The organism is Halogranum rubrum, from assembly GCF_900114455.1.
Taxonomy (GTDB): domain Archaea; phylum Halobacteriota; class Halobacteria; order Halobacteriales; family Haloferacaceae; genus Halogranum; species Halogranum rubrum.
The window spans coordinates 321271-336817 of the sequence record NZ_FOTC01000002.1; the positions used below are offsets into that span (position 1 = coordinate 321271).

Annotated in this window: 17 protein-coding genes; 9 read left to right on the plus strand and 8 right to left on the minus strand. The window is 62.0% G+C overall.

Annotated features, from left to right (window positions below):
- The first annotated feature begins 8 nt into the window (after positions 1-8).
- Positions 9-857 (plus strand): SDR family oxidoreductase, encoded by an 849-nt coding sequence (locus tag BM083_RS09895; RefSeq protein ID WP_009366331.1) that lies wholly within the window; start codon positions 9-11, stop codon positions 855-857.
- A gap of 8 nt (positions 858-865) precedes the next feature.
- On the opposite strand, the gene BM083_RS09900 is transcribed toward BM083_RS09895, so the two are convergent.
- A complete protein-coding gene (locus BM083_RS09900; RefSeq protein ID WP_089869015.1) occupies positions 866-2029 on the minus strand; it encodes an ArsA family ATPase in 1164 nt (387 codons plus the stop codon).
- 144 nt (positions 2030-2173) lie between these two features.
- On the opposite strand from BM083_RS09900, the gene BM083_RS09905 reads away from it, so the two are divergent.
- Positions 2174-2977 (plus strand): hypothetical protein, encoded by an 804-nt coding sequence (locus BM083_RS09905; RefSeq protein ID WP_089869017.1) that lies wholly within the window; start codon positions 2174-2176, stop codon positions 2975-2977.
- 9 nt (positions 2978-2986) lie between these two features.
- Here BM083_RS09905 and BM083_RS09910 read toward each other — a convergent pair whose 3' ends face one another.
- Positions 2987-4084: a pyridoxal phosphate-dependent aminotransferase gene (locus BM083_RS09910; protein WP_089869020.1), complete on the minus strand. Its 1098-nt coding sequence runs from the start codon at positions 4082-4084 to the stop codon at positions 2987-2989.
- A gap of 327 nt (positions 4085-4411) precedes the next feature.
- Between BM083_RS09910 and BM083_RS09915 the strand changes: the two genes are divergently transcribed.
- The 5 genes from BM083_RS09915 (at position 4412) to BM083_RS09935 (ending at position 8763) form a co-directional block, all read left to right on the plus strand.
- Positions 4412-6301: an ABC transporter ATP-binding protein gene (locus BM083_RS09915; RefSeq protein ID WP_089869022.1), complete on the plus strand. Its 1890-nt coding sequence runs from the start codon at positions 4412-4414 to the stop codon at positions 6299-6301.
- Between the two features lie 166 nt (positions 6302-6467).
- Entirely contained in the window at positions 6468-6989 is a 522-nt protein-coding gene (locus tag BM083_RS09920; protein WP_089869024.1) for a CinA family protein, read from the plus strand.
- A 73-nt stretch (positions 6990-7062) separates the two neighbouring features.
- Positions 7063-7551, plus strand: coding sequence for a metal-dependent hydrolase (locus BM083_RS09925; RefSeq protein ID WP_009366325.1), 489 nt, complete (start codon positions 7063-7065; stop codon positions 7549-7551).
- A gap of 43 nt (positions 7552-7594) precedes the next feature.
- Positions 7595-7795 carry a hypothetical protein gene (locus BM083_RS09930; RefSeq protein WP_089870057.1) on the plus strand — a complete coding sequence of 67 codons (201 nt, stop codon included), beginning with the start codon at positions 7595-7597 and terminating at the stop codon, positions 7793-7795.
- A 128-nt stretch (positions 7796-7923) separates the two neighbouring features.
- Positions 7924-8763, plus strand: coding sequence for an ABC transporter permease (locus BM083_RS09935; protein WP_089869026.1), 840 nt, complete (start codon positions 7924-7926; stop codon positions 8761-8763).
- A gap of 194 nt (positions 8764-8957) precedes the next feature.
- Here BM083_RS09935 and BM083_RS09940 read toward each other — a convergent pair whose 3' ends face one another.
- Positions 8958-9269, minus strand: coding sequence for a PLDc N-terminal domain-containing protein (locus BM083_RS09940; RefSeq protein ID WP_089869027.1), 312 nt, complete (start codon positions 9267-9269; stop codon positions 8958-8960).
- Between the two features lie 1131 nt (positions 9270-10400).
- The gene (locus tag BM083_RS09945; protein WP_089870058.1) at positions 10401-11135 is read right to left on the minus strand and encodes a PHP-associated domain-containing protein; all 735 of its coding nucleotides are present in this window, start codon (positions 11133-11135) and stop codon (positions 10401-10403) included.
- 127 nt (positions 11136-11262) lie between these two features.
- Between BM083_RS09945 and BM083_RS09950 the strand changes: the two genes are divergently transcribed.
- Together BM083_RS09950 and BM083_RS09955 are read left to right on the plus strand one after the other, a co-directional pair.
- Positions 11263-11565: a DUF7565 family protein gene (locus BM083_RS09950; protein ID WP_089869029.1), complete on the plus strand. Its 303-nt coding sequence runs from the start codon at positions 11263-11265 to the stop codon at positions 11563-11565.
- Positions 11566-11672: 107 nt separating this feature from the next.
- Positions 11673-11936, plus strand: coding sequence for a hypothetical protein (locus BM083_RS09955; RefSeq protein ID WP_089869031.1), 264 nt, complete (start codon positions 11673-11675; stop codon positions 11934-11936).
- A gap of 121 nt (positions 11937-12057) precedes the next feature.
- Here BM083_RS09955 and BM083_RS09960 read toward each other — a convergent pair whose 3' ends face one another.
- The 4 genes from BM083_RS09960 to BM083_RS09975 form a co-directional block, all read right to left on the minus strand.
- The gene (locus BM083_RS09960) at positions 12058-12495 is read right to left on the minus strand and encodes a transcription elongation factor Spt5 (protein ID WP_009366315.1); all 438 of its coding nucleotides are present in this window, start codon (positions 12493-12495) and stop codon (positions 12058-12060) included.
- A gap of 4 nt (positions 12496-12499) precedes the next feature.
- Entirely contained in the window at positions 12500-12676 is a 177-nt protein-coding gene (locus BM083_RS09965; RefSeq protein ID WP_009366314.1) for a protein translocase SEC61 complex subunit gamma, read from the minus strand.
- A gap of 174 nt (positions 12677-12850) precedes the next feature.
- Positions 12851-14005 carry a cell division protein FtsZ gene (gene ftsZ / locus BM083_RS09970; protein WP_089869033.1) on the minus strand — a complete coding sequence of 385 codons (1155 nt, stop codon included), beginning with the start codon at positions 14003-14005 and terminating at the stop codon, positions 12851-12853.
- 172 nt (positions 14006-14177) lie between these two features.
- The gene (locus BM083_RS09975) at positions 14178-15542 is read right to left on the minus strand and encodes a D-aminoacyl-tRNA deacylase (protein WP_089869035.1); all 1365 of its coding nucleotides are present in this window, start codon (positions 15540-15542) and stop codon (positions 14178-14180) included.
- Between the last annotated feature and the right edge of the window lie 5 nt (positions 15543-15547).

The following is a 15547-nucleotide window of genomic DNA, read 5'->3' on the forward strand; positions in this document are numbered from 1 at the left end:
TCGCCGATGTGAAACCCGACACCGTACTCATTACTGGCTGCTCGTCCGGTATCGGCCGCGCGACGGCCCGTGCCTTCCTCGCCGAAGACTGGAAAGTCTACGCGACGGCGCGTAACCCCGCAGATATCGAGACACTCGGCGACGAGGGCTGTGAACTCGCGACCCTCGACGTGACCGACCAAGGCGACGTGGACCGCGTCGTCGACCGAATCGTCGAGGAAGACGGCCACATCCAGTGTCTCGTCAACAACGCGGGCTTCGGCCAACTCGGCCCCATCGAAGACGTGCCGACCGAACAGGTCCACCGACAGTTCGACGTCAACGTCTACGGCCCGCACCGACTCACCCGCGCCGTCCTCCCGCACATGCGCGACCAAGGTGACGGCACCATCGTCAACGTCTCCAGCGTCATCGGCCGGGTCTCTGTGCCCGGGATGGGCGTGTACGCGGGGTCGAAGTTTGCCGTCGAGGCGATGACCGACGCGCTCCGCGGCGAAGTGAAAGACTACGGTATCGACGCGGTGCTCGTCGAACCCGGCCCGGTCGACACGCAGTTCTACGAGCGCGTCGACGACGAAGTCGAAGGCGACGCAGAGAGTGACATCGACGGCGTCGAACGCTCCGGTGCCTACGAGTCGTTCTACAAGATGTTCTCGGACACGCAGGCGCTCGGCGGCGGCGGCCCCGGTGCCGTCGCCCCCGAACGCGTCGCAGAAGACATCCTCAACGCCGCGAGCGCGACGAAACCCGCCGCGCGTTACCCGGTCGGGACGCTCGCCCAAATCGGCGTGTTGGCGCGGTTCCTCCCCGACAGCATCCGCGACAAACTTCTCGGTCTGATGGACAAGCTGAGCTAACCTACTACCTAGTCCAGACAGGCGGCGACCACACGAAGCGCCTCTTCTCCCTGCACCTCGTCGGCGAGCAACGGCACTCGCTTCACGTCGCGTCCGCGGAAGAGTTCCGTCGACTGCTGGAGCGCTTTCTGTTGGACCTGCCACCGTCGCTGACAGAAGTCACACTCCTCCAGATTCGGCGAGACGACCCACTCGGGGTCGACGTTGGCCACGTCGTCGAGACTCTCCATCACGCGGTTGACGACGAGCGTCTGGACCGGGATGTCGAACTCGGCGAGTCGTGAGACGAGTCGCTCCGATTCGACGACGCTCATCTCCTCGGGAATCATGACGACGCGGAAGTCCGTCTTCTCGGGGTCCTGCAGGACGGTCCGGAGATGTTCGATGCGCTCCTGTAACTCGTCTAAGTCGCCCATTCCACCCGCACCGTCTGGCCCACCGCCGAACATCCCCTTCACGCTGTCCATCATCCCGCCGAACTGCTGGCGGAGTTTCATCATCCGGCCGACCATCGAGTCCATCATCTCCGGCAGTTGGAGCAGGCGGAGCGTGTGGCCCGTCGGCGCGGTGTCGACGACGACACGGTCGAACCGCGGGTCGTCGAGATATTCGAGCAACTGCCGCATCGCCGCCGCCTCGTCGGCACCTGGCATCGTCCCGCCCATCATCGGGTTCATGCCTCCTTCGTCGTCGAACATCTCGCCCATCTGTCCCATGCCGCCGAGGGGGTTCTCGCCCCCCATCGCGTCGCCGTCCTCGCCCTCACCGCCGAACATCCCCTCACCCATCGCCTCGTCGGGGTCGATTTCGGCGGCGTAGAGCGGCATATCCGTCCGAATCTGCGTCGGCCGCGGCGGAATCTCGGCGTCGAGCGTGTCCGACAACGAGTGGGCGGGGTCCGTCGAGACGACGAGCGTCGAGACACCGCCGGCCGCACTCGCCAGCGCCGTCGCCGCCGCCATCGTCGTCTTGCCGACGCCGCCCTTCCCACCGTAGAGGACGTACTCGGGGGCGTCGACGCCTTCCGGTAGGTCGCGCTCCGTCGCCTGCACCTCGATGTCGGCCGACTCGTCGTGTGCGTGTTCGCGAGAGTCGACGGACTCGTCGGACTCGTCGGACTCATTCGATTCGTCGCCGACCGAATCGACGGCTTCGACGTCGATGCTTGACATGGGTGGACGTCTACGCTGACGACTTGTGTACTTCTCGGTTGCCGACGCGGCGATTCGCCGACGAGTCGACGCCGTCGGTCGAACGACTGCAGCGCCCCACGTGACAAACAAAACGCATATTCGACGACCGGCTGTCTCTCTGTCGTGTCCCTCCAACGTCCCTCCCTGACGCGACGGAACGCGCTGAAAGCGGTCGGTGTCGGTGGCGCGAGTCTGTTCGGCCTGTTGAGCGTCGCCGCAGCAGACGACATCTACACGCGAGTTGGTGGCGGCAGTACACCATCGTTGACGGCGAGTAGCCGACTCGACGCCGATTCGTTCTATTCGTTCGTCGACGAGATGGCCGACATCTACAGCGCATACGGCGTGTTCGGTATCTCGGTGCCGCTGACCGCCGAGTTCGCCGGCGCGTGGACCGACGGATTCGTCCGACCGCTGGACGGTGACGCCTTCGACGGGATGTTCCGAGCGAACGCCGCCGTCGTCTCCTACCGACTCGCGAGCGACGAGTTCGTCCACCTGACGTGGGTCGCCGGGCGCGTCGACGACACCACGTACAACCCCGACCCGGTCGACCTGATTCGTTCACCGATGCGATTGACCAGACTCGGTGCCAGTGTCGACGTGCAAGACGGAGACATCGAGTCGGCGTCGTACCCACACCGCGACGGTGGCGGATGGGTGCTCACCTTCGACACGTACAGGCTTCGCTACCCGTCGGCGAGGGCCACTGGCAACCAACAGGTACGAACGTCACAGGCAACGAATCCGATGCTCCGTGGAACTCGTGCAGCGACTGGTTCCGACGGTGTCGCCCACGTGGAGTGGGACGGATACGGGCCGTCGGCGTTCGCAATCGCGAGTGCGTTCACGACGAGGAGGCCGCTCTCGGACCTCGATGTGGAGTGGAACTGGACCTACGGCATCGGAACCGAGGGGCCGATTTAAACTCGACTTTTAGAAGTAGTCGGCCAATCGCGCCGCCGCCTCGTCCGCTCTCGGTGTCACGAGCGCGAACCGGAACCACTCCTCACGGGACTCGCCGAACGCCTCGCCGGGCATCCCCGCGACGCCCGCCTCGTCGATGAGCGTGTAGACGTTGTCGAGCGTGCCGGGGAAGTCCTCGAAGCGCGCCATCACGTAGAACGCGCCGTCTGGTCGCGAGTACTCCGCACCGGCCTCGTCGAGTGCGTCGGTGAAGGCGTCGATGCGCGCTCTGAGCATCGCTCTGGTCTCCTCGTAGTACTCGGCGTCCGTGTTCTGCAACGCGTCGAGGACGGCCTGCTGGGCCGGGCGACTGGTGGCGACGTTGACGAGCATGTGTCGGGTCTTCGCGGCTTTGACCAAGGATTCGGGGAAGACCGCGTAGCCGACGCGGTAGCCCGTGATGGCCATCGACTTCGAGTAGGCGGTGGTGACGATGCGGTGTTCAGAGTCGATGGTCAGTGCGCTCTCGAAGCGGCCGGAGAAGTCGAAGTGGTCGTACACCTCGTCGGCGACGAGCAAGGCGTCGTACTCCTCGGCGATGGCGACGAGTTCCTCCATCGTCTCGCGGTCGTAGACGGCTCCGGTCGGATTGTTCGGCGTGTTGACGACGATACAGCCCGTGTCGTCGCTGGCGACGTCACGGACCTTCGCGGGGTCGAGCGAGCCGTCGAGTTCTGTCGAGACGAACCGCATCTCGCCGCCGAGCATGGTCGTCTTGCCGGGGTAATAGGGGTAGACCGGGTCGGTCAGGATGACCTCGTCACCCGCGTCGCGTTCCAGTGCGCGGGCCATCGCGAGATAGTTCGCCTCGCCCGCGCCGTTGGTGACGATTACCTGCTCGACGTCGACGTTGCGACGCTCGGCAATCTCTTCGCGAAGGTCGCGGAGGCCCTCGCTCGGGGGGTACTGAAACTGGTCGGAGTCGGCGTCGGCGTAGTCGTGGAGTCCCTCGCGGAGCGCCTCGGGTGGCTCCCAGTCGGGATTTCCGCTCACCATGTCGACGACATCGCGGTCGGCGTTCGCCGCATACTGCATGACCTTGAAAAACAGTGGCTCGTCGTACTCCATGTGCGTGTGCTTTCGCCCGGGTGACCTGTGTCTTTCGTCACGAGAGTCACTCTCTCGCACTGGCAAGTCCTGTCAAACGTGGGTAACCATTATGTTGCTGACCCCCAACGGTCGAAAACAGAGGTATCTCGATGGCCACGACACTCCTGTTCTGACCCTGTTCGTTCGCCCGCTTCTCGCGCACTGTGCCCGGTGAGAGCGGCGCAACCGGCCAACGTGGATGGCCACCTCTCGGCATCGCGACAGCTACCGACCGAGTTCGATAGCGTCGCTCTCCGTCTCCCGAATCGCCACGAATCGCCTTCCGACCGCCTGTACCCACCACGAATGACAGAGTACGACACGAACACAGACGAAGACGACGTATTCGAGACGCAACGCGCTCGCGTCGACGACCCGATGAGACGCCTCTTCGGGACGTACGGCCGCGAGAACTGGAAACCCCTCACTGTCGGCTTGACCGCGAGTATCTTCGCGCACATCCTCGCGCTCGTCCCACCGGTCGTCCTCGGGTCGGCCATCGACGCGCTGTTCGGGGCGACGAGGACGAGTCAGTCGTTCACGCTCCCGCTCGTTCCGAACGCCTGGATTCCGAACTCGTCCACCGGGCAGTTCTGGTTCTCCGCCGGCGTCATCGCCGTCACCTTCGCTGGCAGTGCAGTGAGCACGTGGATAAAGGGCTGGGGACTCAACGAGTTCGCCCAGTCCATCCAGCACCAGGTCCGCGTCGACACCTACGGCGCGATGCAACGACTCGACTTGGGCTTCTTCGCCGACAAGCAAACCGGCGAACTGATGAGCATCCTGAACAACGACGTCAATCGACTCGAACAGTTCCTCAACGGGGGGCTGTTCGTCGCGTCGATGATTCTGACAACCGTCGTCGGCGTCGTCGGCTTTCTGGTCTATCTGAACTGGCAACTCGCCTTGGTGACGCTGGTGACGGTGCCCGTCGTCGCCGTCTTCACGCACAAGTTCGTCCAGCGAATCCAGCCGATGTACTCCGAGGTCCGCTCGACGGTCGGTCGACTGAACTCACGACTGGAGAACAACCTCGGCGGCATCGAGGTCATCAAAGCCTCGAACGCCGAGGAGTACGAGTTCGGCCGCGTCACCGACACCTCACAGGAGTACTACGACAAGAACTGGAAGGCCATCAAGACGCGCATCACGTTCTTCCCCGGTCTCCGACTGACGGCAGGAATCGGCTTCGTCGTCACCTACATCGTCGGCGGCCTGTGGGTGTTTACGAACACGGCCCCCGGCCCACTCACGGGGACGCTCTCGGCGGGCGCGTTCGTCACCTTCGTCTTCCTCAGTCAACGCTTTATCTGGCCGCTCGCGCAGTTCGGCGAACTCATCAACATGTACCAGCAGGCCGTCGCCTCCTCCGAGCGCGTCTTCGGGCTGATGGACGAACCGAGTACACTCGCACAGGGTGACGACGCCGAGGAACTCGTCGTCAGCGAGGGCCGCGTCACTTACGACGACGTCACCTTCGCGTACGAAGCAGACGAGACCATCCTCCGAGACGTGTCGTTCGACCTTCCGGGCGGCGACACGCTCGCGCTCGTCGGACCGACCGGCGCGGGGAAATCGACCGTTCTCAAACTCTTGCTCCGACTGTACGACGTCGACGACGGCAGCGTCGAAGTCGACGGGCAGGACGTCCGTGACGTGACGCTCGACAGCCTCCGCCGACAAGTCGGCTACGTCTCACAGGACACCTACCTCTTTGCGGGCACCGTCGGCGACAACATCCGCTACGGCGCGTTCGACGCCAGCGACGAGGACGTCGTCGCCGCCGGGAAGGCCGCACAGGCCCACGAGTTCATCGAGGACCTGAAAGACGGCTACGAGACGGAAGTCGGCGAACGCGGCGTCAAACTCTCGGGCGGGCAGAAACAGCGCGTCGGCATCGCACGCGTCCTCCTGCAGGACCCAGACGTGCTCATCCTCGACGAAGCCACGAGCGACGTCGACACCGAAACCGAGATGCGGATTCAGGAGAGTCTGGACGAACTGGTCGCCGATAGGACAGTGCTCGCCATCGCGCACCGCCTCTCGACGGTGAAGGACGCCGACCAGATTCTCGTGCTCGAAGACGGCCGCGTGACCGAACGCGGGGCGCACGACGAGTTGCTCGAAGCCGACGGCGTGTACGCCGACCTCTGGGGGGTGCAGGCCGGACAGATAGACAGTATTCCGGCGCGGTAAGCCTCCAAACCCCTCGTTTTCTTCGACAGACTCATTTTCTGCTGTGGCGCGTGGGCTTTCTGGGAGGCGATGTCTCTGACTCCGACGAAAGAGAGTACCACTATCTCGAAACCCACTCGAAAACTCACGAGCCCACTTTCATCACCCCCTACCCCCAACCCTAATTATGACTACTATCGACGACGCCCGAACCGTCTCCGAACAGTTGGGCGACGCCCTCCGTGACACCGACGCCACCATCGCCACCGCCGAATCCTGCACGGGCGGACTCGTCGGGTCACTGCTCACCGACGTCGCTGGCTCCTCCGACTACTTCGACCGCTCGCTCGTCACCTACTCCTACGACGCCAAGCGCGCGCAACTCGCCGTCTCTCGGGAGTCGCTCGACGACCACGGCGCGGTCAGCGAACCGGTCGCCCGTGAGATGGCACAGGGTGTCAGAGACGTCGCCGACACGACGTGGGGCGTGGCGACGACGGGTATCGCCGGGCCGTCCGGTGGAACACCCGAGAAACCGGTCGGAACCGTCTACGTCGGCGTCGCCTACGCGGGCGAGTGGGGGTCCGGCGAGTCCTTCAGTCAGGTCGAACGCTACGAGTTCGACGGGTCGCGAGTCGAGGTGAAAGCGAAGATTGCGAGACAGGCGCTCGAAGACGTACTCGCGGCCGTCGACGCCCGGAACGCGTAAGCGACGTGTGAGGTTCAGTACCCCCGCGCCGTCGTGGAAACGTTTGTAACCCTCGCGCCGAACCCCTCTGTAGATGAACAAGAAAGGCCACGTACTCAACGCCGTCCTCCTGAGTATCGGTCTCGGCTACGTCCTCGAACCCTCCGGCGACACGGTGACGTTCGTCAAAATCGCACAGATTTCGATTCCCATCACCCTCGGCGCGCTCTTTCCCGACGTCGACACGGAGTTCGGTCGGCACCGAAAGACCCTCCACAACCTCGCCGTCCTCGGTGTCTTCGTCGCCTATCCGCTCGTCTTCGACAACCTCCACTTCGTCTGGGTCGGCGTGCTGACCCACTACATCCTCGACCTCGTGGGGAGCAAGCGCGGTATCGCGCTGTTCTACCCGTGGGACGAGGAGTTCGCACTGCCCATCGGCGTCGCGACGACGTCGAAGTACGCCGACCTCGTGACGGTGCTCATCACCATCGCCGAAGTCCTCGCGTTCGCTCTCGTCCACTACTACGTCGTCTCGCTGGACATCGACTTCACGGCGTTGGCGACGGCGTTCGGACTGTAACCGAACGAAAGTGCCTAACAAAGAAGCGACACAACACGTCGGTATGTCGTCCCCCCAATCAGGCCCCTCCTGGACCGACCCCGCGTACGTCGCGACGGTCGTGAGCGTCCTCGCGGTCGGTACACTCGTCTTCTACATCTCCCTTACCGACGGCGGCCCGAGTGTCGGTGAGGTGTTGTTCACACTTCTCTGGGTGTCCGTTCCCACTACCGTCGCGTACGAAGTCGCTCGTCGGTGGCTGTGACGCCGGATACGCGGAACCGACTGGGTCCACTCGGAGGATCCGCACACGTATCCGCACAGCAGACGCACAACGCGCGGGGACTGCGGACTCTCAACATTTATGACGCCGTCTAGTTAAATATCCGACAAATGCCTCTCGCTGCGATTGTCAGAAAAGACGTCAACGACTCTATTCGGTCGGGGTCGTTCATCGCTACCACGCTGCTGTTCGTCCTCGTCGCCGGGTTCTGGGCGGTGATTCAGCACGTTCCTCCGATGTATTCTGAGACTACCGCCCCGACGAGTACGCTGGCACTGCTCAACAGTATGGGTCAGCCGATGGCCTTCTTCGTCCCGCTGCTGGGATTGGCAATCTCCTACGGCGCCATTGCCCGCGAGCGGGATAGCGGAACTCTCAGACTCGCGCTCAGTCTGCCCAACTCGCGGAGTGACGTCGTCCTCGGAAAGTTCGTCGGACGGACTGCGGTTCTGTCTATCGCCATCCTCAGTGGCTATGCGGTCGTCGCTGGCATCGCACTGCTCACATACGAGTCGTTCGCAGCGGTCAAATTCATCCTGTACACCCTGCTAACGGTTTTCTACGGTACGGTCTACGTCGCAATCGGTATCGGGTTCTCGTCGGCGATGAAATCTCAACAACGGGCGTTGGGTGGTGCAGTGGGACTCTACTTCTTCTTCCAGTTGGGATGGGACGTGGTGACGGCAATCCTGCAGACGGTTACCGTCGGATACATTCCCCCAGAATCTGGTGTTCCTCCTTGGTTGATCGTCGTTGACGCGCTCAATCCGACGTCGGCAGTCGGCTACGCAACGCGGGCGATTATCCCGACGTTCGACGAGATAATGTCGTACCCGGTGTCGGCCTCGTTCTACCCGCCGAAGTGGGCCGGGTTCGCCATTCTCACGGCTTGGCTTGTTCTCTCGCTTGGATACGGTCATCGTCGATTCCAGTTGACGGACATACAGTAGGCTGCGTGGCGTCTACCGTCCTACCTAATCTACACCTTCGTGTTCCGAACAGAGGGGCTCTCGTGACCGACTTACGCGCTGAGTTCAGCACGGCCGCAGAAACTTCCCCGAATCCTGTCAGAACTGGCGTGCTGAACTTAGAGGGTGAGTTCAGCACACGAACTCAGTATATTGTTGGTGCTTCACCTGTCGGGCTATGTGCCCGTCATTGGTTTCTCACAGGCTCGGCATACGTCGCGACCGGGGTCTTCCAACGCGTGACAATTGGGGCACTTGATGAGTCCTGACTGGGTTTTCGACTCTGCTTTCGGGAGGTTTGACTCGGCTGTTTTCTCTCTGCCGAGAATAAAATAGAGGATGAGACCAAGGAGACCGCCCACAAACACTGCTAGTCCCCAAAGAAAGGAGCTATGTTTGCTATTCTTGGAAGCATCGTGAGCCACCCAGAGACTCATACAAAACCATAGCATCCCGAGCAGTACCACCCAATTGACTGTACTTACCATTGGTTAGACAACAAGTCCACTGATTAAATAGTCTCCCGTGGCGGATTCTCCCTATCACGTATCTCTTGACCGACTTGCGCCCTGAGTTCAGCACGGCCACAGAGACCTCCCCGGAGACTGTCAGAATCAGCGTGCCACACTCAAAGGGTGTATTCAGCAGAAAGCATATTATCAACCAATCAACCATCTACTTAATGCCCTCTCTATCATCTCGGAGAAGATTTCTTCGCCATGTATCAGGCGTTTCCCTCTTCGCGTTGGGTGGCTGTCTATCGTCTTCTGAACCCTTCACAGAAAGTGAGCAGGAAACAGTATCAACGAAACCGTCTACAAGATTCGCGATTTGGGCTGCAGGTAATCTAACACTCACAATCCAAATCACCAACCCGAATAGCGGTTCAGCAATCTACGACCGTTCTCACTCGATGGAACTTACGGATGAACTAGCGTTTGAGGACATCTTGGATGACCCACCCTACGTCGTTTTACTCTCTATGGATGGCGAAGTAATCTGGGAGAGTAATCTTGAGTCCTGTGAACATCTCGCGGTTTCAGTTGACTCGGATGGGGAGGTCACGATAACCGACAATACGATGTGCTGACTATGCGCTCTGTATTCAGTACGGCCACAAAAACATCACCGGACGCTGTCAGTAGTGGCGTGCAACACTCAGAGGGAATATGCAACAAGCGGAGCTACTTCGTTTCATCGAACTAGCGGAGAAACAACGGAGAGGTTGGTACGTCTACTCTGCAGGAGAATAGACTTCGGTCCAAAGATAGGCTACTCCGATGATAGCATAGACGAGACCCAAGAACGAGAATATCATCTCGCCACCTACGGCAAAAGAGCCTGCTTGAATAAGACCCAAACTGACCATCGCGAATCCGATGAGAATCTTGAGTCGTCTTCGGTCCATAATCGTTTGTCAGAGTAACGATTGATAAATGATTTTGTAGTGAACGATCTGTCATAGAGAGAGGGTTACGAAGTAAGTTCTCTGGTCTGAGCTACACCCTCTCGTACTGGGTGCTGTGTGAGTGACCGAGTTTCCCTCGCTATCCGGCACACAGATTTCGACAGGTGAGAGACCTGTACGCCCGAAGCGTACGACGATGTCCACGATTCCGTTAGTAGACGCTCACGTCGTCGAACCGGCCGTCGTATGCGACCTGCATGGGATGCGTCGGTTCCATTCCCGACAGGAGGAGACGGTCGAACTTCCCCCACGAGTTCTCGAATCCGAGATGGGAGAACTCGACGAGACTGCGCAGGCGATGCGAGAGGCCGGGACGGTGCAGCACGCGCCGAGACACGTTCGCTTGCAACGCGTCGACGAGGTCCGACTCGTCGTCGACGGCGGTGTCGAACTGCGTCCACGCTTCGCCAACCGTGCCGCGGAGGTGTGCGTACGACGACCCGAAACAGGGCATATCGAGCGTGTTGGCGATACGCTGTCCGCGGCGGTTCTGATACGGCTGGCACTTGGCGTTGTAGATTTCGACGGCGTCGATAGCGTCGCGGTTCATCGCGACGTCCTCGTGGCGCATGCTGACGTTCATGAGTTCGGGATGTGGGACGACGACGGCGGCGTCCTGTCTGTCGAACTCCCGGAGTGCACCGTCGAGCGTGATGAAGTCGGGGACGGGGTCGGTGAGGCCGATTGCGAGGAGGTGGCGTCTGTCGCGCCACGAACCGGTGAACACCTCGCGGGCGGGGACGACGAGCAACTCGTCATCGGAGTAGCGGGCCGCAGTCGCCCGGATGTCGGGTAGTCGCACGAAGTGCGGGGCGTAGACGAGGACGTCGAGTCCGCGCGCTTTCGCTCGGCGGACGACGTGCTCGTCGAGCGTCTTTACGTGCATGTCGACTCGTGTCGCGTCGGCCTCGGTCACACACGTGTGTCGAGGGAGTGGACAATTAGTGGTTGCTATCGAACTCGAAGACGTGAGAGGGAAAACGGTTTTGTCCTCACGGTGTAATCCACGCCACATGTCCCTCTGGAGGTGCGGAATCGGCGACTGTGACGCCGGGTTCCGCGACGTCGAGTCCACCATCGTCCACCAGACGAACGAACACGAACGCCACGAGTGTAAGGTGTGTGGCACCGTCGTCCCCGAGGGCTACTTCGCCATTCGACACGCCTTCGACGAACACACACGTGCAGAGTACGTCCGCGCCTACGACGCCGACTCCTCTGCCGTTCGCGAGCGTGAAGCGATCAAAGACGAAATCGAGGCGGCAGTCGACTTGGAGGCCGTCGTCGACCGTCTGGGACTCGAACTACCCATCTGAATCTGATTCCGCGCGCTCCGCTCTCCTCATACCCTAACTTTCGTAGAATGTCTCCATGGGCGATACGTTTACGTCTCCTCCCCGAGAAGGGCAGTCGAGGACGTCGTATGCGAGAGGATACACACGTCCGACCCGTGCAGTCGACTCGGAAGGCGTCACGGAGTCGTCTTCCGAGTTCGCGTATCACCCGTGCACTCCTCGGTGGTGCGATGGCCGTCGCACTCGTCTCTGTCGTCGTCACCGGCGAACTCACGTGGGTCTACCCCACGTTCGGGTTCGTCTGTGTGGCGTGGGGACTGAAGGAAGCGCTGATGGCGTCGACGACACCGAGGACGCGAATCGAGACGGACCCGTCCGACCTGGACCAGTAGTCCGGGTTACGCCCGTCTCAGTGATGCAGTCGCTGATTCTGTCGCTTGTCAGACGCTCGAGAGCGCGTCGGTACGTCGATACGCTTCGCTCTCGTCTCGGCGAGAGCAGAGAAGAGACGCGTTATCGCTCTTCGCTGTCGAGGACGCGAATCTGGTCGCCGCGGACCGTAACCGGAATCGGAACGGTCGCTTCGTACAGTTCGACGGTGACCTGGTCTTTGCCTTCGTCGATACGCTGCACGCGCGCTTTCTCGCCTTTGAATGGACCGGCGATGAGTTCGACGATGTCTCCCTCGGCGATACCCTCCACGTCGGGCGTCGGCGACAGGAAGTGTTCGACTTCCGCCATCGACGACGTTCCGGGGACGATACTGCGGGCGTGTGGAATCTCTTCGAGCAGGCGTTCGAGGACGGCCGTGTTGTCGGATTCGACCATCACGTAGCTGGTGAGTTGGTCGGGTGCGAGCACGGCGTGAATCTCCGGCTCTTCCTTACTCGCGAGCATGTCGGCGACGGTTCGCTCTTGGCTCGCGGTGGTCTTGACGGCGAAGATGGGCATCTGCTCAGACGCCTCCCGGCGGGATGAAACTCATGACCGCGAAGATCATGAACCCGAGCAGGCCGACGAGAAAGATACCCGCTCCGGCGATCTTCGCAATCTGGGAGAACTCGTTCCACGACGGCGTGCTGGCGAGTTTCAACACCCGCACGTAGCTCGTGAGGTCGTATTTGACGTCCATAGTTACCGGGTCGTAGTACGCCCCACCATTTCTATCTATTGAATGCGAAGAGCGCCGAGTACGAAGTACGTCGCTAGCGTCGCAGAGAGGCGAGCGAGAAAGCGAGACGGTGAGAGACGGGAAAGTGAGAGAGTGAGAAAGCGAAAAGAACAGCGCCGGTCGTCTCGACGGCGCTCAGTCGATGAAGTCGATGTCTTCGCCGCGGCCGTCGGTCTGCGGCTGGGCGGCCTCGTTGCGGCCGTAAATCTGCGGCGACTCGACGCCCGTGACGACGATCATCGTCCGCATCTCGCCTTCGAGTTCCTCGTCGATGGAGGTCCCCCAGATGATGCGCGCGTCGGGGTCGATGCGGTCGTAAATCTCCTCGACGACGCCCTCGGCCTCTTCGATGCTCATGTCCGACCCACCGGTGACGTTGACGAGTGCGGAGTTCGCACTGGAGATGTCGACGTCGAGCAGCGGCGAACGAAGTGCGGATTTCACGGAGTCTTGAGCCTTCGACTCGGAGTCCGACTCCCCGAGACCGATCATCGCGACACCGCCTTTCTCCATGACGGTGCGAACGTCGGCGAAGTCGAGGTTGACCAAGCCCGGTTTCGTGATGAGTTCGGTGATACCCTTCACCGAGCGCATCAGTACCTCGTCGCTCACTTTGAACGCTTGTCGGACGGGGAGTTTGCCGACGGCGTCGAGGAGACGGTCGTTCGGGACGACGATGACCGTGTCCGCGACGTCGCGGAGGCGTTCCAGACCGGCCTCGGCGTTCGTCCGGCGGACCTCACCCTCGGCGGTGAACGGCGTCGTGACGATGGCGATGGTGAGTGCGCCCGACTCGCGGGCGGCCTTGGCGACGACCGGTGCGGACCCGGTTCCCGTCCCGCCGCCGAGACCGGCGGTGACGAACACCATGTCCGAGCCCTCGATAGAGTCGTGAATCTCCTCTTGGCTCTCGATTGCGGCCTCCTCGCCGACCTGTGGGAGCGACCCGGCACCGCGTCCTTGGGTCTTCTGCTGGCCCATCAGAATCTTCGTGTCGGCCTCGATGTTGACGAGGTGCTGAACGTCGGTGTTCGCGGCGACGAGTTTCGCGCCGTGGATGCCCTCTTCGGCCATGCGGTTGACCGTGTTCCCACCGGCACCGCCACAGCCGACGACGGTGATGTTCGTCTGGAGGTCTTGCAGAATGTCCTGCAACTCCTCGTCGGTCATCTTGCCCGTTCGTCGGGGCTGTGCGTCGACGTCCCCGTCGGACGACCCGCCCCCGTTCTGGGCTGGCCCATCCGCTGTTTCTTCGGCTTCACTGATTGCATCCTCGACGAGAGAGTCCATATTTATGGACAGGGTTTGTCGAGGCTCCCTAATTATCTTTCTCCCTCCCGTCAGACGGATGTACGACAATTCTTCCAGCAAGACTCCCGGTGAGAATACCAGACAGGTATCTAGATAGCTATCCAGAAACCCACCGAAAGCGGGGAAGAGAGCATCGTTCTCGGCAAATGAGTCAAACCGGGAAGCGGTGTGTCTGCTCGGTCCGAACCGACTCCGGTGGGATGCGGCTTCCGTTGACTTCGACGGCGTGGCCCGCCGCGAGTTTTCCGAACGCCGGTCCCTCGGGAACGCCGAGTGTCGCCGCCTTCCCGGGGTCGAACGCTCTCTCGCGGGCGACGACGACGTCGCCGTCGCGTTCGACGCTGTCGTACTTCTCAGTGTCCGTCGCGAGCAACTCGACCAGCGAGTCGACCAGTGCGTCGTAGTCGCTCTCTTCGTGGACGGCGGCCCGACCTGCCGCACGCGACCCGTTGTGGTCTGTCTCGAAGGCGACGGTGTGGGATTCGACGGTCTCGCGCGTCGCGTCGGCGTCGACCGCCTGCGCTTCTTCGAGCAGTTCGCTCGGGAGGTCGACGACGGAGAACTCAGCACGTTCCTCACTGTCGACACCGAATCGCAGACCCTCGTCGACGGGCGTCAACTCGCTCTCCAGTTCCGCGACGAGGTCCAGCGGTCTGTCGTCGACTTCGCGGACCCACGTCTCGCTGACGACGCGGTAGCCGAGTTCGTCGACGAGGGCCTTCAGGTCGGGTTTGTCGCCGTCGACGACGGCGTACTCGGCCGCGCTCTGCTCGAACACCTGCGCGACGACGTCTCGTCTCGCGTCGGCGTCGCCGAGTTCGGCCAACTCGTCTAACTGCCAGTCGGCGGCGATATGTCCGACCGACCACGCCGTCTCGCCGACGATGCGAGTGGGTCGCGGGACGTAGTGGCCACCGCCGAAACCGACGAGGTGGTGCGGAGACGCGTCGGCGGCGACGCCCTCGACGGCGAGGACGGCCTCGGCGACGGCGCGCGCGCCCGCCTCGTCCTCCCACTCGGACTCGCTGCTCCCCAACTCGACGAACATCGAGGGGACGTCCATCACGCTGGGGCCGTGGTGCGTACACTCGATACCGACGTCGTAGCGGTCGGGTGCGTACTCTTCGAACGCTGAGACGAGGGCTTTCTGTGCGCCGGGGGCGGCCCGCGCGAGTGCTCCCGCTTCGCCGCCGTAGTTCGCCTCGCCGAAGTTGCCGGTGAAGTGGGCAGTGAGAAGCGGGCCGGTGTCGCCGGAGTGTCGAGAGACGAAAAAGAGGAGGTCGGGGTCGTCGAACGCGTCGTCGACGCCGTCGAGTTCGACGTGGATACGGTCGAACGTCCGGAGTTCGAAGGCGGGCGCGCCAGTTCCGTCGTCGCCGGTGCGGTAGACGACGCCACCACCGTCGCTCTCTGGGCGACTCTCGTCCGTGTGTTCGGTCCAGTCGGCGCAAGCTAACAGTTGCTCGCCGATGTGTTCCGATGCGCTGTCGGCGCGACTGACGACGATGGCAATCACGTCCG